This window comes from Bacillus pinisoli (genome assembly GCF_023036475.1).
GTDB classification, from domain to species: Bacteria; Bacillota; Bacilli; order Bacillales; family SA4; genus Bacillus_BS; species Bacillus_BS pinisoli.
This window is the reverse complement of record NZ_JAJQKI010000013.1, coordinates 20,912-44,411: the sequence shown is the minus strand read 5'-3', so window position 1 is coordinate 44,411 and position 23,500 is coordinate 20,912. Positions and strand designations below refer to the sequence as shown.

The 23,500-nt window shown below is 38.6% G+C and carries 19 protein-coding genes; 2 read left to right on the top strand and 17 right to left on the bottom strand.

Annotation, left to right across the window (positions count from 1 at the left end; genetic code table 11):
* Window positions 1-30: 30 nt before the first annotated feature.
* The 11 genes from meaB to LT143_RS16310 form a co-directional block, all read right to left on the bottom strand.
* Window positions 31-1,068: a methylmalonyl Co-A mutase-associated GTPase MeaB gene (meaB, locus tag LT143_RS16360; protein ID WP_246944803.1), complete on the bottom strand. Its 1,038-nt coding sequence runs from the start codon at window positions 1,066-1,068 to the stop codon at window positions 31-33.
* Window positions 1,043-3,211, bottom strand: a complete 2,169-nt coding sequence (gene scpA, locus LT143_RS16355) for a methylmalonyl-CoA mutase (protein ID WP_246944641.1) — start codon at window positions 3,209-3,211, stop codon at window positions 1,043-1,045. Before scpA ends, meaB begins: the two co-directional genes overlap by 26 nt.
* Complete coding sequence (locus LT143_RS16350; RefSeq protein WP_246944638.1) at window positions 3,198-5,201, bottom strand: methylmalonyl-CoA mutase family protein; 2,004 nt, start codon at window positions 5,199-5,201, stop codon at window positions 3,198-3,200. The genes scpA and LT143_RS16350 overlap by 14 nt, the downstream gene beginning before the upstream one ends.
* Before the next feature lie 235 nt (window positions 5,202-5,436).
* Window positions 5,437-6,732: a dihydrolipoamide acetyltransferase family protein gene (locus LT143_RS16345; protein ID WP_246944636.1), complete on the bottom strand. Its 1,296-nt coding sequence runs from the start codon at window positions 6,730-6,732 to the stop codon at window positions 5,437-5,439.
* Between the two features lie 37 nt (window positions 6,733-6,769).
* On the bottom strand, window positions 6,770-7,753 hold the full coding sequence (locus tag LT143_RS16340) for an alpha-ketoacid dehydrogenase subunit beta (RefSeq protein ID WP_246944634.1): 984 nt from the start codon (window positions 7,751-7,753) through the stop codon (window positions 6,770-6,772).
* Window positions 7,754-7,769: 16 nt separating this feature from the next.
* The gene (locus LT143_RS16335) at window positions 7,770-8,762 is read right to left on the bottom strand and encodes a thiamine pyrophosphate-dependent dehydrogenase E1 component subunit alpha (protein ID WP_246944632.1); all 993 of its coding nucleotides are present in this window, start codon (window positions 8,760-8,762) and stop codon (window positions 7,770-7,772) included.
* 169 nt (window positions 8,763-8,931) lie between these two features.
* On the bottom strand, window positions 8,932-10,353 hold the full coding sequence (gene lpdA, locus LT143_RS16330; RefSeq protein WP_246944630.1) for a dihydrolipoyl dehydrogenase: 1,422 nt from the start codon (window positions 10,351-10,353) through the stop codon (window positions 8,932-8,934).
* Window positions 10,354-10,372: 19 nt separating this feature from the next.
* Window positions 10,373-11,503 carry a butyrate kinase gene (gene buk, locus LT143_RS16325; protein ID WP_418909843.1) on the bottom strand — a complete coding sequence of 377 codons (1,131 nt, stop codon included), beginning with the start codon at window positions 11,501-11,503 and terminating at the stop codon, window positions 10,373-10,375.
* Window positions 11,504-11,573: 70 nt separating this feature from the next.
* Window positions 11,574-12,677 (bottom strand): Leu/Phe/Val dehydrogenase, encoded by a 1,104-nt coding sequence (bcd, locus tag LT143_RS16320; RefSeq protein ID WP_246944625.1) that lies wholly within the window; start codon window positions 12,675-12,677, stop codon window positions 11,574-11,576.
* A 50-nt stretch (window positions 12,678-12,727) separates the two neighbouring features.
* Window positions 12,728-13,639, bottom strand: coding sequence for a phosphate butyryltransferase (yqiS, locus tag LT143_RS16315; protein ID WP_246944622.1), 912 nt, complete (start codon window positions 13,637-13,639; stop codon window positions 12,728-12,730).
* Between the two features lie 153 nt (window positions 13,640-13,792).
* On the bottom strand, window positions 13,793-15,847 hold the full coding sequence (locus LT143_RS16310) for a sigma 54-interacting transcriptional regulator (RefSeq protein ID WP_246944800.1): 2,055 nt from the start codon (window positions 15,845-15,847) through the stop codon (window positions 13,793-13,795).
* A 134-nt stretch (window positions 15,848-15,981) separates the two neighbouring features.
* Between LT143_RS16310 and LT143_RS16305 the strand changes: the two genes are divergently transcribed.
* Window positions 15,982-16,221, top strand: coding sequence for a DUF2627 domain-containing protein (locus LT143_RS16305; RefSeq protein WP_246944620.1), 240 nt, complete (start codon window positions 15,982-15,984; stop codon window positions 16,219-16,221).
* 98 nt (window positions 16,222-16,319) lie between these two features.
* Here the strand turns inward: LT143_RS16305 and LT143_RS16300 are convergent, their stop codons facing one another.
* Complete coding sequence (locus tag LT143_RS16300) at window positions 16,320-17,042, bottom strand: glycerophosphodiester phosphodiesterase (RefSeq protein ID WP_246944618.1); 723 nt, start codon at window positions 17,040-17,042, stop codon at window positions 16,320-16,322.
* 147 nt (window positions 17,043-17,189) lie between these two features.
* On the opposite strand from LT143_RS16300, the gene LT143_RS16295 reads away from it, so the two are divergent.
* Window positions 17,190-17,336, top strand: a complete 147-nt coding sequence (locus LT143_RS16295; RefSeq protein WP_246944616.1) for a YycC family protein — start codon at window positions 17,190-17,192, stop codon at window positions 17,334-17,336.
* Between the two features lie 159 nt (window positions 17,337-17,495).
* On the opposite strand, the gene spo0A is transcribed toward LT143_RS16295, so the two are convergent.
* The 5 genes from spo0A to LT143_RS16270 form a co-directional block, all read right to left on the bottom strand.
* The gene (spo0A, locus tag LT143_RS16290) at window positions 17,496-18,287 is read right to left on the bottom strand and encodes a sporulation transcription factor Spo0A (RefSeq protein WP_246944614.1); all 792 of its coding nucleotides are present in this window, start codon (window positions 18,285-18,287) and stop codon (window positions 17,496-17,498) included.
* A gap of 385 nt (window positions 18,288-18,672) precedes the next feature.
* The gene (spoIVB, locus tag LT143_RS16285) at window positions 18,673-19,968 is read right to left on the bottom strand and encodes a SpoIVB peptidase (RefSeq protein ID WP_246944612.1); all 1,296 of its coding nucleotides are present in this window, start codon (window positions 19,966-19,968) and stop codon (window positions 18,673-18,675) included.
* 135 nt (window positions 19,969-20,103) lie between these two features.
* Complete coding sequence (gene recN, locus LT143_RS16280; RefSeq protein ID WP_246944610.1) at window positions 20,104-21,825, bottom strand: DNA repair protein RecN; 1,722 nt, start codon at window positions 21,823-21,825, stop codon at window positions 20,104-20,106.
* A 28-nt stretch (window positions 21,826-21,853) separates the two neighbouring features.
* Complete coding sequence (gene ahrC, locus LT143_RS16275; RefSeq protein WP_246944607.1) at window positions 21,854-22,303, bottom strand: transcriptional regulator AhrC/ArgR; 450 nt, start codon at window positions 22,301-22,303, stop codon at window positions 21,854-21,856.
* Between the two features lie 348 nt (window positions 22,304-22,651).
* Window positions 22,652-23,500: a TlyA family RNA methyltransferase gene (locus LT143_RS16270; RefSeq protein ID WP_272495836.1), complete on the bottom strand. Its 849-nt coding sequence runs from the start codon at window positions 23,498-23,500 to the stop codon at window positions 22,652-22,654.

Genomic DNA, 23,500 nt, shown 5'->3' with positions numbered 1-23,500 from the left:
AGCTGAACGCACATATTCAATCATTCTGTATTATCTCCTACGATGATTAAATTCATCAAACAATCGTTTGACACCGAGACTTGCAGAGAGATGCCCCGACATGACCTCTTTTTCAAAATAAGGTAAATGTTCTTTCGTTACAGGAGAGGTAAAGAAGCTTGTTTCTAATTCTTGTTTAATCAATGAATAAAACCAATCCTTCATCTGAGAAGCTCTTCTCTCTTCAAACATTCCCTGGGCTATAGTGGTCTCTTCAAACTCTTGTATCGACTCCCATACTTCTGGAATACCTCTCTCATATAAAGCAGAACAAGTTAGAGCCTTTGACGTCCAGCCTCTTGTAGCAGGTTTTAGAAAATGCAGGATCCTTGTAAACTCCTCTTTTGCCTTTAGGGCTTTCTTTTCATTATCACCGTCTGCTTTATTAATAACTAACAAGTCAACAAGCTCCATAATCCCCTTTTTCATCCCTTGAAGTTCATCGCCCGCTCCAGTTAGAGCTAATAAGAGAAATATATCCACCATACTCCTTACAGTCACTTCACTCTGACCGACTCCTACTGTCTCAACAATTATGACATCATAACCAGCAGCTTCACAAACTAAAACTGTTTCCCTTGTTTTTCTAGCGACGCCTCCTAATGTACCAGCCGCTGGAGACGGTCTGACATATGCTCGTGGATCTCTTGAAAGGCGGTCCATCCTTGTCTTGTCCCCGAGAATACTACCACCTGTCACACTACTGGAAGGATCAACAGCTAACACTGCAACCTTATGTCCTAGTTGGCAAAGATAAGTACCGAATGCTTCAATAAAGGTACTTTTTCCAGCACCTGGTACACCAGTTATACCAATTCGAATAGATTGACCTGTAAAGGGAAGAATTCGGTTAATCAGTTCTTGCCCTTTTTCAAAGTGCCTTGTTGCATTACTTTCAATTAATGTAATGGCTTGTGCCAGGATCGCTCTATTTCCGGTACGAATCCCTTCAACCAGTTCTTCTATACTTCTTTCCTTCTTCCTAGGAAGTTTGCCACCAGATTCATTCATTAGAATCCACCACTTCATCATATCCTAGTCGACGACATACCTCAGATAACACCTTCTCAGCAGCAACTGGAATAACAGTTCCTGGTCCGAACACAGCAGAAGCACCATGACTTAATAAAAATTCGTAGTCTTTGTATGGAATAACACCACCTACAATGACCACAATATCGTCCCTGTCATGTCTGCGTAATTCTTCCACTAACTGTGGCAATAGTGTTTTATGACCTGCAGCTAGTGAACTTATTCCAATTACATGTACATCATTTTCTACTGCTTGAAGAGCTGTTTCTTCAGGTGTTTGGAATAAAGGACCGATATCGACATCGAATCCAAGATCTGCAAACGCAGTAGCAATGACTTTCGCGCCTCGATCATGTCCATCTTGACCCATCTTGGCAATCAAGATGCGGGGGCGTCTACCCTCATACTCAGAAAAGCTATCTGTAAGCTTTTTTACCTTTAAAATTTCTTCTTCATTTGTATACTCAGAACTATATACACCACTAATGGAGCGTATTACTGCTTTATGACGTTTTGCTACTTTTTCAATCGCATCAGAAATTTCACCAAGTGAAGCTCGAACGCGTGCTGCTTCTATTGAAAGAGCTAATAGATTTCCTTCACCTGTTTCTGTCGCTTTAGTAATCGCATCTAATGCTGATCGTACTTCTTCTTCGTTACGATTCTGTCGTAACTGCTGAAGTCTCTCGATTTGCTTTTTTCGAACTAGGGTATTATCAATATCTAATGTTTCAATCTCTTCTTCTTGTTCTAAGCGATATTTATTGACACCTATAATTGCCTCTTTTCCTGAATCTATATGTGCCTGTCTTTTCGCTGCAGCCTCTTCAATTTTCATTTTAGGAAGTCCTGTTTCAATCGCTTTGGCCATTCCACCAAGCTCTTCAATTTCTTGAATATGCTCCCATGCTCTTTCAACTAGAGAAGCAGTAAGCGATTCAACATAATACGATCCACCCCAAGGATCAATAACCTTTGTAATATGGGTCTCATCCTGTAAATAGAGCTGCGTATTTCTCGCAATTCTGGCTGAGAAATCAGTGGGAAGTGCAATGGCTTCATCTAAAGCATTAGTATGTAGGGATTGTGTATGCCCTAATGCCGCCGCTAGTGCTTCCATACAAGTTCTCGCCACATTATTGAATGGATCCTGCTCCGTTAAGCTCCATCCAGAAGTTTGAGAATGGGTTCTAAGTGCTAATGATTTTTCATTTTTAGGATGAAATGGCTTAATTAACTTTGCCCATAATAACCGAGCAGCTCGCATCTTGGCTACTTCCATAAAATAATTCATGCCTATAGCCCAGAAGAACGAAAGTCTCGGTGCAAAAGAATCAATGTCAATGCCTGCCTTTAGTCCCGTCCTTACGTACTCTAACCCGTCTGCAAGAGTATAAGCTAATTCCAAATCAGCTGGAGCACCCGCTTCTTGAAGGTGATAGCCAGAAATACTGATTGAATTAAACTTTGGCATATTTTTTGACGTAAATTCAAATATATCAGCGATGATTCTCATTGATGTTTCAGGAGGGTAAATATATGTGTTTCGTACCATATATTCCTTCAAGATATCGTTTTGAATAGTACCAGAAAGTTTTTCAAGCGGTACGCCTTGTTCTTCAGCGGTAACAATGTAGAACGCCATGATTGGTAATACTGCACCATTCATTGTCATAGAGACCGACATTTCATCCAGAGGTATCCCATCGAAGAGTATCTTCATATCCAAGATGGAATCAATGGCTACGCCTGCTTTTCCAACATCCCCAACCACCCTTGGATGATCAGAGTCATAGCCTCTATGGGTGGCAAGGTCAAACGCTACGGAAAGACCCTTCTGTCCCGCTGCTAAATTTCGTCGATAGAAGGCATTGCTTTCTTCTGCGGTAGAAAATCCAGCATACTGTCTTACTGTCCATGGCCGATTGACATACATCGTCGGATATGGACCTCTCGTATAAGGGGCAATACCAGGCATATAATCAAGGAATGGTAAATGCTCTATATCTTCCCTTTGGTAAGTATTTTTGACCGTTATCTTTTCATTTGTTTCATACGTATTTAGTGTTGGGTTCGTCTGTTTAGAATGATTGTGAGTTAGTTCTTCAAATGGAATGGAAGCAAAATTAGGCGTTTTCATTTCTTCCCTCCTCTAGGTCTTTTTGCAAGTTTAGTAAAAATTGATAACAATTCGTATGGATATGAATACATCCAGTTAAACCTGCCTGTTTATAAGCCGGTAGAGTCTCTTCATGAAGAAGCCCGGCAATATATATCTTTCCGTTCGGATTTACCTGTTTAATATGATTCAGTACCTGTAGTCCCATACTAGTGTAGGTAACATCATCTCCACACAGCACAATGACTTTTTCGTTTACTATATTGAATTCATTGCTCAACTCTTCTAATGTCGAAATACTTTTCGTTTCATGTGCATGAAACCCACCAACTTCGAAGAAACCTTTTGTAAAATCAGTTCTTGGCTTATGCTTAGCAAGCGGCCCGATGTTAATCAATCCAACTGATAATGGTGTACCAGTGAGTTTTTCAAATTGAAAAGCACGATTACGCAGTTCCTCAAATTTCATTGACCATCTTATTGCTGGAACAACTGTAATACTATCCTCTGTAACAGGCTCTTGTAGTAATTGTTGAACCTGTCTAATTGATAGCCCCTCTTCTAGTTTAGCTATAATCATTTCCTGGTCGGAAATAGAAACGGATTTATGAAGAATTTCTTGATTGCTTTCTTCGTTATACGATAACTTCTCATGGTGCTTTTCTGTTGCCTGTTCCATTGCGTTTGCATACATGTTCACGCCAACTATTTTTTCTTGACGCGCTTCTATTTTCTTGAAACGGTCTTCCCTTGATTTTGCTATGGCCTGTTGGATCGTTCCTTTTTTTAGTGCCTCCATCATACCACCAGATTTTTCAACCTCTTGTATGAGTACCCAAGCCTTTTCGGCAACCTGTTTCGTAAGAGATTCAATATACCAAGAACCTTTAGATGGATCTACTACTCTTCCAAGATACGCTTCATCCAATAAGATAGATTGAACGTTCCTTGCAATTCTTTCAGAGAATGGAGTTGGTTGTTGAAACGCCTCATCATAAGCAGAAGTTTCAATGCTATCGGCTCCACCAATCACTGCTGAGAAAGATTCAATTGTTGCTCTTAGCATGTTTACATAAGGGTCATATATCGTTTTGGTCGTAGAAGAGTTTTTCGCATGAAACCAAATTTGTTGTACTTCTTCAGAACCTCCGAATTCCTTCACAATAGAAGACCATAAAAGGTTTGCCGCTCTTAACTTGGCTATTTCCATAAACATATTGGACCCTACAGAGAATGTGAAAGCGATTCTTGAAGCTACCTCAACTATAGGTACACCTCTACTTAAGCATTGTCGTACATATTCAATACCTGTAGACAGGCTATACGCTAACTCCTGAACAGCAGTAGATCCTCCGTTATGATAAGGGTCACTAGTAACTAATATCGATTTTAGTTGTGGCTGAGATTTAATACTCTCATGTAGCATGGCCACCATTTCATCAAAGTAGAATGATAGCGTGGAAGGAAGGGATCCTTCTTTTACCCATTCTCCAATTGGATCATGACCAATTACACCAGTCAGTGTTTTATTTTCACTCACACTTGCCTGCAGAGCTCCCGATAAAAAGGCGCCATGGAGTAGTTTCGTATTTACAAAAAAAGTAACTTCTTTATCATCAGATGTCTTAAGAATTTCTTTTAACTCTTCCAATTTTGTCATTTCTACGCCTACTTGAGACTCTTTCGTTCTCAACTTAAAATGAATGACAGATTGACCATTTAACTTGGCTCGATTGATTGATAAAATAAGTTCCTCCAAGTTAGAACCTGAAAGCTCTTGATTAATTAGCCAACGATTATCACTTTGATTTGAAAAAAGCTCTAAACCTGTTTCTGTTTCTATTTGAGTGTAAATTGGCTTTAATTTTACTTCCTCTGGAGTGGATGTAAAAAGTTTTTCAAACGGCTTGCCTTTTAATGAAGAGGTTGCAGCTTGTTCCCATTGTTCATAGGACGGGACTGAAAACTCATCTAAGTCAAAAATCCATGATAATATTTGCTTTTCCTCCATTTGCTCTCCCCCTCTTTTCGGAAACGCTTACACTTTTCTCTAAATTTAAATCTATGTATATGAATCTATTCTTATATAATTTTATTATAAATACATTTTCTGTACAATGCAGATTTACTGAACATTCCGTCTAACATCTCATTAAAACAATAAAGCAGCCCGTTTTGGACTGCTTTATTTTTTTCAATTATACTAACAGGTTTCCTCACAAGTATAAAGCCTACTTCAATATTGATTAATAAATAGGCGTATTGTCTTTAGAAGTGTTTTCTAAAATTTCTTTTACTCTTGCAAGGAATCTACCGCATACAAGTCCATCAAGAACACGATGGTCTAGTGACATACATAGATTGACCATATCCCTAATGGCAATCATATTGTCATTTAACACAACAGGACGCTTAACAATGGATTCTACTTGTAAAATGGCTGCTTGTGGATAATTAATAATACCCATTGATTGGACAGAGCCAAACGATCCTGTATTATTAACTGTAAATGTTCCCCCTTGCATTTCATCCGATTTCAATTTTCCTGTACGGACTTTATTAGCAAGCTCAGTAATTTCTCTTGCAATCCCTTTTACCGTTAATTCATCAGCATTTTTAATAACAGGTACAAATAGAGCATCTTCTGTCGCGACCGCAATAGAGATGTTTATAGCCTTCTTTTGTATAATTTTATCTCCAGCCCACATTGAATTAATTTGAGGGAATTCTTTTAGCGCTTGAGCTACGGCCTTTACAAAGAATGCAAAGAAGGTTAGATTAAAGCCCTCGTTTCGCTTGAATTCACCCTTTATAGAATTTCGATAGTTGACGAGATTCGTTACATCCACTTCTACCATCGTCCAAGCATGTGGCGCCTCATGCTTACTGCGAAGCATATTAGCGGCAATCGCCTTTCTTACTCCAGTAACCGGGATTTCAATATCACCATGTTGCGTTGTAACCTGTGGAGCTGGAGCAGATGGTGTAGGTGTTGGTGTCGTTGTAACAGAAGGCTTCACCTCTGTTTGTGGAGAAACGACCTCAGCCTTTGGTGCTGTTGGAATATCTCCCGAATCTATAATTTGTTGAAGATCCTTACGAGTAATTCTTCCGCCACCACCAGTACCATTCACCAATTCTAAATTAATATTATGCTCCCCAGCTAGTCGTAATACCGCAGGAGAATAACGACGCTTATTCGGCTGCTCTAGAGATGTTGTAGCATCTGGCAAGGTGGCTGCTTTAGTAGAAGTTTCTTCTCCGCTCTTCTTTTCGGAAGGAGCAGTAGAAGCTTTTCCGTTTTCAACCTCAATGGTACAGATGACTTCTCCCACCGCTAATGTTTCATCTTCTTTTGCTACTAACTCCTTTATGATCCCTGTAAAGGAGGAGGGAACCTCTGCATTAACTTTATCAGTCATTACTTCTGCAATAGGGTCATATTTATTTACGTGATCACCAGGTGAGACGAGCCATTTACTAATGGTCCCTTCTGTCACACTCTCACCAAGTTGTGGCATCGTCATTTTTTCAATAGCCAAGACGTGACAACCTCCTTCAATTCATGTACTAGTATTATTAAAATTCTGCTAGTTCTCTGATTGCTTTTTCGACCTTATCAGGATTCACCATAAAAAACTTCTCCATTGTCGGAGCATATGGCATAGCTGGAACATCTGGACCGGCTAATCTTTTAATAGGTGCATCCAAATCGAACAGGCAGTTTTCTGCGATAATTGCAGATACCTCGCTCATAATGCTTCCTTCCAACGTATCCTCCGTTAAGAGTAGTACTTTTCCAGTTTTTGATGCCGCTTCCATAATTGCTTCTTTATCGAGTGGATAAACTGTTCGTAAATCTAGTACATGTACAGAAATACCATCACTCGCTAGTTTTTCTGCTGCTTGAAGGGCAAAATGAACACATAGACCATACGTGATCACGGTTACATCTTCTCCCTCTCGCTTTATATCAGCTTTTCCAATTGGAAGTACATAGTCGTCTGTTGGAACTTCACCCTTAATGAGACGATAAGCACGCTTATGTTCAAAGAATAATACTGGGTCCTCGTCACGAATTGCAGCTTTGAGTAATCCTTTTACATCATAAGGTGTTGATGGCATCACTATTTTTAAACCTGGCTGATTAGCAAAGATTGCCTCCACTGATTGTGAGTGGTAAAGTGCCCCGTGTATACCGCCGCCATATGGTGCACGTACTACTAAAGGACAAGACCAATCATTGTTGGAACGGTATCTAATTTTAGCCGCTTCGGAAATAATTTGGTTAACTGCTGGCATAATAAAGTCAGCAAATTGCATTTCAGCAATCGGTCTCATACCATACATCGCTGCTCCGATGGCAACTCCAGCAATGGCTGACTCTGCTAACGGAGTATCAATGACACGCTCTTCTCCGAATTTTTCATATAGACCATGAGTTGCTTTAAATACGCCACCTTTTCTTCCAACATCCTCGCCCAATACAAATACCTTGGAATCTCGTTCCATTTCTTCACGTATAGCCAAGGTTACCGCATCAATATAAGAAATTACTGGCATCCTTCTTCCCCCTCACTTACTCAGCATAAACATGCTTTAATGCATATTCTGCATCTGCATATGGTGCGCTTTCAGCATAATCAGTTGCTTCATCTACCTCTATTTTTACACGTTCCACAATGGTCTCGAACTGTTCATCTGAAAGTACTCCAACTTCACGTAAATACATTTCAAATGCGAAAAGCCCATCCTTTTTCTTCGCTTCTTCTACCTCTTCTCTAGAACGGTAAGCACGATCATCATCATCACTAGAGTGCGCTGTTAAGCGATACGAAATTGCTTCAATTAGAGTAGGTCCTTCTCCGCGACGCCCACGGTCTGCCGCTTCTTTCACTGCTTCATATACAGCTAATATGTCATTACCATCGACTGTAAATCCAGGCATACCATAACCAATAGCACGGTCTGAAATCTTTTCACAGGCTACTTGTTTCTCATATGGAACAGATATTGCATATTTATTATTCTCACACATGAAAATAACAGGTAGTTTGTGAACAGCTGCATAGTTTGCACCCTCATGGAAATCACCTTGGTTTGATGAGCCTTCTCCAAAAGTAACAAACGTTACAAGATCTTTTCCTTCAAGACGACCACCTAAAGCAACACCTACTGCATGTGGGACTTGTGTAGTAACAGGAGATGAACCTGTTACAATTCTATTTTTCTTTTGACCGAAATGACCAGGCATTTGACGACCACCAGAGTTAGGATCTTCCGCTTTTGCGAATCCAGAGAGCATGAGTTCACGAGCTGTCATACCAAACGCTAGTACAACACCCATATCACGATAGTAAGGTAGCACATAATCTTTTTCTCGATCTAATGCAAACGCTGCCCCAACTTGAGCTGCCTCTTGCCCTTGACAAGATATAACGAACGGGATCTTACCTGCACGGTTTAATAACCACATACGCTCGTCAAGTTTACGAGCCAATAGCATTGTTTCATACATTTGCAGAACTTTCTCATCACTTAAACCTAAAGCTTGATGACGATTTTCAGCCATATACGTACCCCCAATAATTAAAATTAAGGCTGTTCTTGTAGAATAGGTCGCCTATAATATTTTCTTGAACAATTGACTAAAAGGATTAAACTGCCTTATGTAATGTAAGGTTGGAAGGTATCCCTTCCAAGCCGTATTTCACGTATTGTAAACGTCCCAATTAATAAGATTACGAATGAATAGCCTTACCTTGAACCGCTAATGCCGCCTCTCCTATTGCTTCTGAGAGAGTTGGGTGTGGGTGAATTGTTTTGCCAATTTCCCATGGGGTGGCATCTAACACACGAGCAAGGCCTGCCTCAGAAATCATATCTGTAACATGAGGGCCAATCATATGAACTCCTAATAAGTCTTCTGTTTCTTCATCCATAATGAGCTTTACAAAGCCATCCGCTTCGCCAAATACTAAAGCTTTCCCAATGGCTTTGAACGAGAATTTACCAGTTTTTACTTTGTAGCCCTTTTCCTTTGCTTCTTGTTCTGTATAGCCTACACTCGCAGCTTCCGGGTTACTATAAATACATTTTGAAACAAGGGATGGATCAATTGGCTCCACTTCTTCTCCTGCTATGTGTTCAACTGCTGCTATACCTTCATGGGATGCAACATGGGCAAGCTGCAATCCGCCGATTACATCACCGATAGCATAGATATGAGATTCCTTTGTTTGATAATGCTTATTTACCGTGATAAAACCTTTCTCTACCTGTATTTCTGTGTTTTCAATTCCGATACCTTCAACATTCGCCTGTCTTCCCACTGAAACTAGAAGCTGATCTGCCTTGAACTCCTTTTTCTCACCCTTATGTTCAGCTGCAATTGTAACACCCTGGTCTTTTTGTAGTGTTTCAGGTAATACCTTTGCACTTGTGACAATCTTGACCCCTTTTTTCTTCATAAGTCGTTGCATCTCTTTTGATACTTCATGATCCTCTGTTGGTATAATACGGTCTGCATACTCTAGCACCGTAACCTCTACACCAAAATCAGCCATCATAGAAGCCCATTCAATGCCAATAACACCACCGCCCACGATAATAATGGAGTCCGGAAGTTTCTCTAATTCTAATACTTCATCAGAAGACAATACAAACTCACCATCTATCTCAAGTCCTGGAAGAGTACGAGGGCGAGAGCCTGTTGCAACGATCACATTTTTGGGTATAAGCATTTGATTATCTTCACCATTATTCATCTCAACAGAAATTGTACCAGGCATTGGTGAGAAGATAGAAGGACCAAGGATTCTACCCATTCCTTCATAAACATCAATTTTCCCTTGCTTCATCAAATGTTGAATTCCCTTATGAAGCTGATCAATAATTTTAGATTTTCGTTCTTGTACTTTTGTAAAATCTAAAGCGACTTCTTTTGCAATGACTCCAAACTCTTCACCCTTTTTTGCAGTTGCAAATACTTCTGCACTTCTTAAAAGTGCTTTACTAGGAATACATCCTTTATGAAGACATGTTCCCCCTAGTTTACCTTTCTCTACAATTGCAACTTTAAGGCCAAGCTGAGATGCACGAATCCCAGCTACATATCCGCCAGTGCCACCACCAAGAATGACTAGATCATATTCTGTTGCCACAGTTACTTCCTCTCCTTCCTTATCCTCCTACCTTAATACTTTCACGACCTTGAGTCCCAGGATAAGTTTTAGCTTGCTCTTCACCTTTGAGTACTCGTAAAGCTCCTTCTGCAAGGGCTTGCAACTCATTCTCACCAGGTTGCACCATCACATCCGCAATCCAATTTACACGGTCGGAGATTGATTTTACGAACTCTTTCCCATAAGCTAATCCACCTGTTAACACAATTCGGTCTACTTTGCCGTAAAGAACTGCAGCTGCAGATCCTATTTCTTTTGCTACTTGATAAGCCATTGCGTCATAGACAAGCTTTGCCTTTTCATCCCCAGCAGCAATCATTTTCTCTACCTTCAACGCATCGTTTGTTCCTAAGTACCCAACTAAACCACCTTGACCAACAAGCTTTTTCATTACTTCGTCTCGGTAGAATTCACCTGAAAAGCACATTGATACTAAATCACCGGCTGGAACTGTTCCTGCCCGTTCAGGACTGAAAGGACCATCACCGTGTAGACCGTTATTGACATCAATTACTCTTCCGTTTTTATGAGCACCTACTGTAATACCTCCACCCATATGTGTAACAATTAAGCTAAGTTCTTCATAAGGCTTACCTAAACTTTTTGCCACTCGGCGAGCTACAGCTTTTTGATTTAGCGCATGGAATATACTTTTTCTCTCAATTTCAGGGACCCCGGATATTCTAGCAATATCGTCTAGTTCATCTACTACAACTGGGTCCACAATAAATGATGGTATGTTAAGTCCAGTGGCTATTTCATAAGCGATAATTCCACCCAAGTTCGAGGCATGTTGTCCAGAGTAACCCCTTTTCAAATCCTCTAACATTTGATTATTTACATCATATGTCCCACCTTTAATGGGTCTTAGTAGGCCACCTCTACCACAAACTGCACTTAATTTAGATGTATTGATTCCTTCATGATCTAATGCTTCAAGAATGGTCTGTTTCCTAAACTCATATTGATCAATAATAGAAGAAAAAGTAGATATGTGTTCAGTATCATGTCGGATTGTCTTTTCAAAAATAGACACTTCATCTGAAAAAACGCCTATTTTTGTAGAAGTAGAACCAGGATTAATTACTAGTATGCGGTATTCTCTTTCTTGCAAAATATAAACCTCCATTTAGAGGTGAGCCAGGTATAAAGAACTTTTATTCACACCTAACTTCTCTCTCGTTTAGTGCTAGTTACTCTTATCGACCTAAACGGCGACTTAAAATGTGACGCCCATTTTGTAAAAATTGACTTCTTGAATTTTTCATTGTTTGAATTCTTTCTTCTGCTAATCTATCTGCCGCGACATAAGTTGGAATTCCATCACGCTTTGAGATGTTAATTACTCTTTCGATATTATCGTAGATCATTTCAACTTTTTTCATTGCACGATCACGATTGTAACCATACAATTCATCAGCAACATTAATAACTCCACCTGCGTTAATGACATAGTCAGGTGCGTACACAATGCCCATTTCATGAAGAATATCTCCATGACGTGCTTCTTTCAGCTGATTATTTGCTGCACCAGCAACTACTTTAGCTTTTATCTGTGGAATTGTATCGTCATTAATCGTAGCCCCAAGAGCACATGGCGCATAAATATCGCAATCAACTGAGTAGATATCGTTTGGATCTACTGCCTTTGCACCAAACTCTTCAACCGCTCTTGCTACTGCTTCCTTGTTGATGTCCGTTACAATTAACTGTGCACCTTCTTCATGAAGATAACGACAAAGTGTAAAAGCAACATTCCCAACTCCTTGAACAGCTACTACCTTACCTTCAAGTGAATCAGAACCAAATGCTTCTTTTGCAGCAGCTTTCATACCACGGAAAACTCCATAAGCTGTGACAGGTGAAGGATTACCTGAAGAACCAAATGCTGGTGAAATACCTGTAACAAAATCTGTTTCTTCATGAATTAAATCCATATCAGCTACAGTCGTTCCAACATCTTCAGCTGTAATATAACGACCATTTAACCCTTGAATGTAACGACCAAATGCTCGGAACATTGCTTCATTTTTATCTTTACGAGGATCTCCGATGATAACTGTTTTTCCACCACCAAGATTTAAGCCGGCAGCCGCATTTTTATATGTCATACCTTTTGCAAGTCTTAGGGCATCTTCAATAGCCGCTTCCTCTGAATCATATGTCCACATTCTTGTACCACCAAGTGCTGGCCCAAGTGTTGTATCGTGGATACAGATAATAGCTTTTAATCCAGACTCCTTGTCTTGGCACAATACTAATTGCTCGTAATCATAAGTCTCCATATACTTAAACATTTCCATTTGTAAAATCCTCCCCAGTATATACTCTTCTTTTCATTCTAAATTTTTATCTATAGACGGTTGTTTGTTGTTGCTGTCGTAACAGCTAAAGCAAGCGAATATAATTTACTTTCAGCAGAATCAGCTCTTGAGGTAAGAACAATAGGTGCCTTAGCACCCGCGATTACCGCTCCAACCTTACCACCGGCAAAATAGATTAATGATTTGTATAAGACATTGCCAACCTCAATTGTCGGAACAAGCAGAATGTCTGCTTGACCAGCAACTTCATTTTTTATCCCTTTATGTTTAGCTGCCGTTGTTGATACGGCATTATCTAATGCAAGTGGACCGTCTATTAAGCAATCTTTAATTTGGCCCCTTGCTTGCATTTGTGTTAGAACAGATGCATCTATAGTTGCTTGCATGGCTGGATTAACAACCTCTACAGCTGCTAAAGGTGCAACCTTAGGTAGTTCAATACCAATTGATTTAGCTACTTTCACAGCATTTTGTATAATTTGTACCTTTTGCTGTAGATCCGGAGCAATATTAATACCCGCATCGGTTACAATTGTAAAACGGTCAAACCCAGATACTTCAAAGACCGCTACATGTGAAAGAACATTTCCAGTTCTCAGTCCAAAGTCCTTGTTCAAAACAGCCTTTAATAAGATCGCTGTAGATATATTACCTTTCATTAGTACATCAGCATCTAAAGTACTTACGGCTTTTACAGCCAGATCAGCGGCTCTTTCTCTTGTATTAGCATGAAATACTTTGATAGCTTCATGACGCTCTATGCCTTTTTTTGCAAGCATAGCGTTAATTTCTTGTTCATCACCATATAACTGAAAGGTCGCTAAATTTCTACTTAATGCGAGACTGACCGCTTCAATGACTTCCTCATCTTCAGCAGCGGCTACAGCGACAATTTTCTTTTCCAATTGTGCTGCTTTTTCTACGATTGTTTCTAGCTTCATTGGATTTCTTCTCCTTTTACCATTCAGCTCGTTTAGTTTATCTAGCCATATTATATATAAGCAAGAATCGTGCCAACTTTTCCATCACTGTTTCATTGCTTTAAACACTCAAACCCCTGCAATTATTTGCAATGCATGCATATTTTTGCATGCTTATTTTTGCAATAGGTGATACTTTTCTAATTTATAGTAAAGACTTCGTAAGGAAATATTTAATTGTTTGGCAGTCTTCGTTTTATTACCGTTATTTTGCCTTAATACTTCCTCCAATACTCTTGCCTCATAAATCTCTACCATCTCAGATAACGGCTTTACTTCTGTTGGATCTAGAACAGAGTCTATTTTTGCTTGCCCGTGACGCTCTAATTCAGGGATGTGAGACAACTGAATCTTATTTTCTGAGTATTTCATGTAAATTACAGCTCGTCCTAGTATATTTTCTAGCTCCCGCACATTTCCTGGCCATTCATACGTCAGAAGATAATCAAGTGCACTTGTTGAGATCGACTCTATCATTCGACCATAGTCTCGATTAATCTTTTGTAGCAAATGCTCACACAATGCCGGGATATCTTGCTTTCTTTGACGAAGAGGCGGAATTTGAATAGGTAAACGATTTAATCGGTAATATAAATCCTCCCGAAACGTTCCATTCGCAATTCCTTTTTCTAAATTAAAGTTCGTCGCCGCAATCACTCTTACATTGATCGAAACAGGCTTCGTTCCGCCCACTCGAATGATTTCATTTTCCTGAAGGACACGAAGAAGTTTTACTTGCATAGCAGAGGAAAGCTCTCCAATTTCATCCAGAAAAATACTTCCGTTATTCGCTTCCTCGAAGAATCCCCTTTTTCCACCACGTTTTGCCCCAGAAAAAGCACCTTCTTCGTATCCAAATAATTCACTTTCTAAAAGAGATTCCGAGATGGCCCCACAGTTCACTCTTATAAATTTATTAAATTTGCGATCACTTCCATTATGAATGGCATGAGCAAACAACTCTTTCCCTGTCCCCGATTCACCTCTTAACAAAACTGTAGCCGGAGTCTTCGCCCCCAATTTAGCTTGCTCAACAGCAAATTTCATTTCTTCGGAGGTTCCAATAATATCATCAAACGAATACTTCGCTTCGAGGGTACGAATAATTTGTCTAGCTCTTTTTAATTCTTGAGTCAAAGATTTAATTTCTGACAAGTCATGAATAACCCCAACACTACCCTTAAGCTTCCCATCTACAATAATCGGTGCAACATTTACAATGACATCCCGGTGGTGTGGACCCACTTTCATTCGAGCCCCTCTAATCGGCCTTCTGGTTTGAAGAACCTGCATATGCACACTCTCACCCTCAGAAATATCGGCTGTAGCAGGCATCCCTACAACATCTTGTTTCGTTAAGCCCGTAATTTTTGTGTAGGCAGGATTAATAAGCGTCCCCTTCCCTTCTTCATCTACTACAGAGATAGCTTCCTCAGAAGAGTTAATAATAGCCTCAAGCATAATCTGAATTTCCTTCACATTCGTTAATTCTTCTGCTAAATTCACCACTTCTGTAATATCTTTGAAGACAGCAAACGCACCAAGCAATGTCCCAGTCTCTGTTACAATCGGAATTCTTGTAGTAATAATTTTCTTTCCATTTTCAAGGATTAATTCTTTATTTTTTTCCACCTGTCTACTATGTAACACTCTCGGTAACTGACTATTCCCTATAACTTGACTAACATTCTTCCCTATTACATCCTTGCTTTTCTTCCCTGTCATTTTCTCCGCACTTCGATTAAACAGAATGATATTTTCTTGAATATCAATCACGATCATACCGTCGTGAGTAGAATTAAAGATGAGGTCATTTTTATATGATTGGTTGATCAACTCATTAATAAGCAACTCTTTTTCTTCCATTAATCGCGAGAGAAAATGAGCAACTGACCCAGGGATGACTACCGTACGTTTACTTCTTTTTTCTCTGATTTCTTTAAAAACAGCTTCTACTCCAGTTGCCTCAATGACAATATCAATTTCTGCTGTCAAATAGTCTTGCCATCTCTCTCCTACAGAAATGCCAAGAGATTTAGCATAAGATATTCCGGGAGCTAATGGATCTTGGTCAATGACTGCGATAATCTCCATAAGATCAGTTTCTTTAACCAACCTCAGTATGGAAGTTCCACCTTTCCCCGCACCTACTATTAACACTTTTTGCATAGTCTCTACCTCTCCGTTTGCAAGTTCTTGCATACCCACCCCCTATTCTACACACTATTTTCCTTTTTGACAATTTTCATATAAGCAAATCTCCGTTATAATAGAACTACATTTAAGTAGAAAGGATTTCAATCATGCAACGTCTTATAGCCTTAGTTATCGTGTTAATCCCGGTCATCCTTGCCGTTTTAGGGATTAAGTTGATTAGAGATATGTCATTCGGTATTCTCCAAGCCCCTATTCCGGCGCTTTGGATGCAATTTATTATAGGTGCTTTATTTCTTGTATTAGGTATGTACTTAATTGGTGGGTTCATCTTTCATCGTGATAAGAAAAGAAATAAACTTCAAAAAAGGTTCTCAGAAAAGAAATAGCCTGCACAAACGTGCAGGCTATTTCCTTTGATTATCGATATTTTAGGTGTCAGAAAGTTGATTACTACGTTTCTAAAGCTAGCTGTATATAGATACCCTTAAAAGCTTTTCTTTATATCCAATGCCTTCTTAGGATAATCAGTAATAATAGCTGCAGCACCAACTGCTATAAGCCTTTTTAAATCCTTTGTTTTGTTGACAGTGTAGGTTCTAACGGGTATTCCACTTTGTTGAGACTTTTGAACAATTAAATCTGTGGCCACCTTATATTGTGGATGAATAGAATTGGCTCCTAACCGCTTCGCATAGTCATAGGGCTCGTATAATGGTTCACTATACAAAATTCCTAAGTTTAAATCAGGCGCTTGTTTGTGACATTCTACCAAGCTGTAATGGTTGAACGAAGAAATCACTACTCTGTTTTCATACTTGTAGGTTCGGATCAGCTTTATGACTTTTTCTTCAATTCCTTCGTATAAAACGGTAGTATTTTTAAGTTCAACATTAATAAATAAGTCATTTGACAAGGCCCAATTAAACACTTCATCTAGAGTAGGAATTTTACACACTCCATATTCCGGAAACTTATAACTAGCATCGAACCTTCTTAGTTCCTTTAGATTGTAATCCTTTACCCAACCTTCACCTGTTGTCGTCCGATCTAGTGTCTCATCATGTATAACAACAATTTCACCATCTTTAGAAAGCTGAACATCTAACTCAATACCATCTGCTCCTACTCTTTCTACTTCTTGAAAAGAAATCATCGTATTCTCAGGATGTGTTCCCGCTGCCCCTCTATGGCCTATTATTTTTGTCATATATCCTCACCTTTAGTTTTTTATTGTTACTGGCATTTGTCTACAGCTTGGGTAACTAGTGTAGTACACCACATTAATAACAACTAGAAAGAACCCACTTGTTTTACTTATGTTATTACTATATCCTACTTAATAAGGAGGAGACTTATGAAACCTTTACAAATTTCTGCAGATACAGCTTTAAAATTATCCGAAAAATTAGGCGTGCCACTTGAACAAATTATGCATATGCCACAGCATATTCTTGTCCAAAAGTTAGTCGAATTACAACAAGAAGAAAATAACGAGAAATAAAATTGAATACAGTTGAAGGCCCAATAAATAGTCATTTATTGGGCCTTCATTTTGTATTAATAGAGGTTTTCCCTAGTAACAATGTCCTTTACATGGCATTGGTTGGAGCCAACGATCCGATGTGGATGTTATGCAAGTAAAAATTTAACTAGAGTATGATTACGAAGCCTTATGCTCTAAACGTAATTTATCGGCAACCATCGCGATAAACTCTGAATTAGTAGGCTTAGCTTTTGTCATGCTTACCGTATAACCGAATAATGATGAGATGCTATCAATGTTTCCGCGACTCCAAGCAACTTCAATTGCATGACGAATGGCGCGTTCAACACGCGATGCAGTTGTGTTGTATTTTTTCGCAATATCCGGATACAACACTTTCGTAATGGAGCCTAATAATTCAATATCATTGTAGACCATTGAAATCGCTTCACGAAGATATAAATACCCTTTAATATGTGCTGGTACACCAATCTCATGAATAATACTTGTTATACTTGCATCAAGATTTTTAGGCTTAGATTCTGAATGTGATCGTAGGCTACTACTTGATGATCTCTTAATTACTGAGACGGAATTCCCACTTACTTGGCGAATGTGGCTTGTTAAGTTTTCCATGTCAAATGGCTTAAGGATAAAATAAGAAGCTCCTAGTTCTACCGCTTTTTTCGTTACATCTTCTTGTCCAAATGCAGTTAGCATAATTACATTTGGTTGTTTATCCTTCTTTAGTTCACGCATCTTTTCAAGAACAGCTAAGCCATCTAAATGTGGCATGATAATATCTAGAACTAATACATCCGGATCTTTTTCTTCTAATAGGTTAAGACACTCTTGTCCATTATATGCAACACCAATTACCTCTATATCTTCCTGAGCCGATACATAGTCCTCTAATAATCCTATTAGCTCACGATTATCATCCACTAAACAAACCTTAATTTTCTTCAACACACATTTCCTCCTCAGTACCCTTTTTCAACGAGTTTAAATTATTTAGTAACAAGTAAACTGATGCCTGAAAACCATTACACCTTATAGAATCGTTTTTTAGTATGCAGCTTTTATTTAGTGTCGCTTTTCGATTGTACAAGGAAAAATTTAATAAATGTATATTAGTTCTATTTCTATTCTAATTGAAGAATTCGACAATGCAACCAAAAATCCTTTATTTTTTTAAAAAAATCCTGAAAATCTCAATATATCTCTTGTTTTCTTCATTTTACTTTAAATTTCGACTAAATGTGATACAGATTCTTCACATTTGTCGAAAAATCTTTGTATCTTCTTAATTATAATATATATACTTTTCAAACAAAAGAAAAAACGAGCTATATTAGCTCGCCTTTTTCTCTTCACTGCCTTTTTCATATATATCTAATCCTGCTTCATTCAACATCCACTCAATATGAACGCCGTATCCAGAAGTCGGATCATTTACAAATACGTGCGTTACTGCACCAATAAGCTTCCCATCTTGAATAATTGGACTTCCACTCATCCCCTGTACAATTCCACCGGTCTTCTCTAATAGTTCTGGGTCTGTAACTTTTATGACCATACCTTTTGTAGCAGGAAACTTCTGTGGTACTGTACTCACAATGTCGATGTCAAACAATTGTACTTGATCATTATCAACGACTGTCAAAATCTTAGCTGGTCCTTCTTTTACTTGATGTGATAAAGCAACTGGCATTGGTTCATCCATAATACCATTCTTCATGGTCTTCGATAATGCTCCAAATATACCAAATGGACTGTTCCTTGTAATATCACCAATGACTTCCTTTTCAGATGAAAATCTTGCATGCTTTTCTCCAGGACTTCCGTTTGCGCCCTTTTGAATGGAAGTAACCGTTGATCTAATAATTTGCCCATCATCCACAACGATTGGCTTTTTAGTATCCATATCGGAAATAACATGACCTAATGCACCATATTTCTTACTTCCAGGGTGATAGAAAGTCATTGTTCCAATACCTGCGGCTGAATCGCGGATATATAGTCCAATTCGAAACGAGTGTTCATTTTTATCTTTAAGCGGTACAAGTTTTGTTTTTATCTCTTTGTCTTCGCGAATAACAACTAAATCTAGAGGTTCCCCTGTCTTACCCGCTTCTTGTACGAATGGAGTTACATCACTCATTTTATCTATTGTTTTGCCATTGATTTGTTTGATGATGTCTCCGACTTGTACACCTGCTATTTCACCAGGGGATTGTTTTCCTTTTTCAGTTTCAATCTGATGATGCCCTACTACTAAGACTCCTTTAGAGTTTAACTTAACTCCAATTGATTGTCCTCCTGGTATGACTTTAAAATCAGAAAGGATCTCTACATCTACCTTCTTAATCGGAAAGCCAGCCATTTCTACAATCATATCACTAGCCCCGCTTTCTGTTCCTTTGATGGAAAGCGTACCTTCATCTTCTTTTTCAGCACTAAACGCTTCAGTCGAGAAAGTTTCTACAGTTGCAGTAGCAGGGATCGAAAGTTGTTCTTCTTGATTTTCAAATAAAACAATCTTCTTCGGTAGTTCTACATAGTTCTGTACTGTTTTTGAAAAACCCATCGCAACTAAAGAAACAAGGAGAATTGCGCCAATTATTTTTCTGATCGTGTCTGTTGTCATGTTTTCACTCTCCTCGCTCCTACCCACACCATACCACTTGTTTGGCTACATAATTAATTTTGCCTTAGAACACCTCATTTATAACCTTTGTTCAACAAAAAAAGCTACCCATTATGGATAGCTTTACATGTATGATTAGCTTTTTACTAATGAGGCAAGGGTTAGTAGCTCTTTTGCATGTTGAATTGTAAGTTCTGTTATTTCTACACCAGATATCATGCGAGCTATTTCTTTGGTTTGTTCACTAGTATTTAATTTCTTTACTGATGTTTTGGTTCTGTCATTATTCGTCTTCTTTTCAATAAAAAGATGCTGATCCGCCATTGCAGCAACTTGTGGCAAATGAGAAATACACAGAACCTGGGAATCAATGGATACTCGATGTATCTTTTCAGCTATCGCCTGTGCAACTCTTCCACTAACACCTGTATCTACTTCATCAAATATAATGGAAGTAACACCTTGGTGCTTAGAGAATATGGATTTCAACGCAAGCATAATTCTAGATAGCTCACCACCAGATGCAATCTTTGTTAATGGTTTAAGAGGTTCACCAGGATTGGGTGAAATATAAAAATCCACTACATCAAACCCATTCTTGTGGAGCTTCAGCTTTTTACCGTCCAGTTCTGGATCTTCATTTGCTCCTTTATGTTCATCAAAATGTATCTTAAAGTTAGCCTTTTCCATAAAAAGCTCTTTTAGTTCTTTTAAGATCGCTTTCTCTAACGTAACCGCCCATTTTTTGCGGAGTTCCGAGATATTCTGTGCTTCAAGCAAAAGATCCTTCGTAATGTGGTTCAATTCGTTCTTTACTTTATTAACATGTGAATCTCGATTCACAATTTCGTCGATTTCATCCTCTATCTTCGCTGCATAACGTAAAATGTCCTCAACCGTCTGTCCATATTTACGTTTTAATTGATTAATTTCATTAAGTCTAGATTCAATAAAATTCAAACGGTTCGGATCATGTTCTAGCTCATCTAGTTGATCACGTAGAGAATAAGAGACATCCTCTAATTGATAAAAACAAGTAGACAGCGTCTCAAAAATGTTCTTAAACGTAGAATCAATGGAAGAGATGGATTCTAACTGATTCATCGCAAGACCTACCCAGTCCATGCCACGTTGGTCACCATGCAAAGCATGATAGGCATTGCTTACTGATTGGTAGATCTTTTCAAAATTAGCTATTTTCAGCCGCTCTTCTGATAAGACTTCATCTTCACCCGGCTCAAGTTCGGAAGTAGTAATTTCGTTTAATTGAAATTGGAGAAGGTCTAATCGATGGACTAGTTGCTGTTCGTTTGTCGTAAGATTTTTAAGCTGAGCGGTTAAAACTTGGTATTTTTTATATAACTCCTTATATTCATCTAAAGCCGGATGAATAGCCTCTTCACCATATTGATCTAATAATTCAATATGATGTTCCTGATCCATTAGGAGTTGATGTTCATGTTGGCCATGAATATCTAGAAGTGTTTGACCAATTTCTCTTAGTATCCCGAGAGTGACTAGTTTGCCATTGATCCTACATACACTCTTTCCATTTTTTAATATATCTCGCCTTAATACGAATGTTCCTTCTGAAACTTCAATTCCTAGTTCACGTGCTTTCTCATAACAAGGGTGTACTCCTTCATCTAATAGGAATAATCCCTCAATCTCTGCCTTGTCCGTTCCGAAACGAACAAATTCAGACGATCCCCGGCCACCTACCAAGAGACCAATCGCATCGATAATAATTGATTTTCCTGCTCCCGTTTCTCCTGTTAATACTGTTAGGCCTTTCTCAAAGGAAACCGTTAATTCTTCAATGATGGCAAAATTGCGAATTGATAATTCTGCTAACAAAAAACATCCACCTCGTATATCTTTTCTCTTACAGCATGTCTAAAAAGCGCTGAGATATTTCATCAGTTAATTCAGCATCCTTGCATATGATGAGAATGGTATCATCTCCGCAAATGGTACCTAGAATCTCATCCCAATCCAAGTTATCAATTAGTGCACCAATAGCGTTGGCATTACCAGGCAACGTTTTCATCACTAGCATGTGACCTGCTGAATCAATCTTTACAAAGGCATCCATTAAGGCTCTCTTTAATTTCTGGAGGGGGTTAAATCGTTGATCTGCAGGAAGACTGTACTTATATCTCCCATCAATCATCGGCACCTTAACAAGATGAAGTTCTTTAATGTCTCTAGATACAGTTGCCTGTGTCACATTAAAGCCTTCTTCTTTTAACAAGTCCACTAATTCATCCTGTGTTTCAATTTCGTTAGATGTGATGACTTCTCTAATTTTTATATGTCTTTGACCTTTATTCACACTTATACCTCTTTCCTAGTCGAGCTCTCTTAACTTTATGTTATATGATGAACAGATTCTTGTACAATCATTTTATGTAAGAATGATGTTTTTATTTAAGCTCTTTCCTATACTTTGTTGCTTTTCAAGCTACTTTCTCTAAAAACCTCCCCTTTTTTATATGTTAAATCTAAGTGGTGATTGTTAGAAAAGAGCAACTCTCTCTACGAAAACAACCTTTATTTAAGGGGCTTTTCTAAAAAGTGATTAGATTAGAGCCATTCTATATGGATAACCGCCAAAACTTTTCGGTATGCTTTAGGATTAGTCCGTAAAAAAAGCACTCAGTGTATGAACTGAGTGCTCCTTTTACTCTGAATCTTGTTCTGTTTTTTCACTTTGCTGTTTTAGTTCAAGATGTGCATTTTTCACGATTTGCTCTGCCGAGTGAGAATTAACGTTCATTCCGTTTTCTTCTCCTGACCAGCTAAGATGAAGGAGAAATTCTATATTGCCATCTCCACCAGTTATTGGGGAAAATGTCATATTGCGAATGACATATCCTTGTTTTATTGAAAATTCAATCATGTCCTCTAATACTTGCACATGAACTTTAGAATCCCGCACAATTCCCTTTTTCCCAACCTGTTCCCTACCAGCTTCGAATTGAGGCTTAACTAGCGCGATCACCTCACTATTTGGTGTAAGGATTGTTTTTAACACAGGAAGGATGATGCGTAAAGAAATAAAGGATACATCAATGGTGGCGAATTCGGGCAAACCTTTATGAAAATCTTCGGGCTTTGCGTATCGAAAATTAGTTCTCTCCATTACGACAACTCGTTCATCCTGACGTAACTTCCAAGCTAGTTGGTTATAGCCAACATCTACAGCATAGGAGAGCTTTGCACCATTTTGTAGTGCACAGTCCGTAAACCCACCTGTCGATGATCCGATATCAATCATGATTTTTTGATCTACGGTTAAGTCAAACTCCTTTAATGCTTTTTCCAGCTTAAAACCGCCTCTACTCACATAAGGCATAAGCTTACCTTTAATCTCAAGGGCGATTTCTCGATCCACTTTTTCCCCAGGCTTATCTAGTCTATTTTCATTTGAATAGACGAGTCCCGCCATGATTGCTCTTTTAGCCTTTTCTCTTGTTTCAATAAGGCCTCTTTCTACTAATAAAACATCTATTCTTTCCTTTTTACTCAT

What these genes read in the sequence shown, in the direction of transcription:
- yqiS (WP_246944622.1), bottom strand. Translation starts at nt 13,639, where the DNA reads ATGAAGCTAGAAACAATCGTAGAAAAAGCAGCACAATTGGAAAAGAAA.
- LT143_RS16305 (WP_246944620.1), top strand. Translation starts at nt 15,982, where the DNA reads ATGCAACGTCTTATAGCCTTAGTTATCGTGTTAATCCCGGTCATCCTT.
- LT143_RS16340 (WP_246944634.1), bottom strand. Translation starts at nt 7,753, where the DNA reads ATGCCAGTAATTTCTTATATTGATGCGGTAACCTTGGCTATACGTGAA.
- LT143_RS16335 (WP_246944632.1), bottom strand. Translation starts at nt 8,762, where the DNA reads ATGGCTGAAAATCGTCATCAAGCTTTAGGTTTAAGTGATGAGAAAGTT.
- scpA (WP_246944641.1), bottom strand. Translation starts at nt 3,211, where the DNA reads ATGAAAACGCCTAATTTTGCTTCCATTCCATTTGAAGAACTAACTCAC.
- LT143_RS16295 (WP_246944616.1), top strand. Translation starts at nt 17,190, where the DNA reads ATGAAACCTTTACAAATTTCTGCAGATACAGCTTTAAAATTATCCGAA.
- LT143_RS16270 (WP_272495836.1), bottom strand. Translation starts at nt 23,500, where the DNA reads ATGAGTAAAAAGGAAAGAATAGATGTTTTATTAGTAGAAAGAGGCCTT.
- meaB (WP_246944803.1), bottom strand. Translation starts at nt 1,068, where the DNA reads ATGAAGTGGTGGATTCTAATGAATGAATCTGGTGGCAAACTTCCTAGG.
- spoIVB (WP_246944612.1), bottom strand. Translation starts at nt 19,968, where the DNA reads ATGACAACAGACACGATCAGAAAAATAATTGGCGCAATTCTCCTTGTT.
- LT143_RS16310 (WP_246944800.1), bottom strand. Translation starts at nt 15,847, where the DNA reads ATGCAAAAAGTGTTAATAGTAGGTGCGGGGAAAGGTGGAACTTCCATA.
- buk (WP_418909843.1), bottom strand. Translation starts at nt 11,503, where the DNA reads ATGGAGGTTTATATTTTGCAAGAAAGAGAATACCGCATACTAGTAATT.
- LT143_RS16350 (WP_246944638.1), bottom strand. Translation starts at nt 5,201, where the DNA reads ATGGAGGAAAAGCAAATATTATCATGGATTTTTGACTTAGATGAGTTT.
- LT143_RS16300 (WP_246944618.1), bottom strand. Translation starts at nt 17,042, where the DNA reads ATGACAAAAATAATAGGCCATAGAGGGGCAGCGGGAACACATCCTGAG.
- bcd (WP_246944625.1), bottom strand. Translation starts at nt 12,677, where the DNA reads ATGGAAATGTTTAAGTATATGGAGACTTATGATTACGAGCAATTAGTA.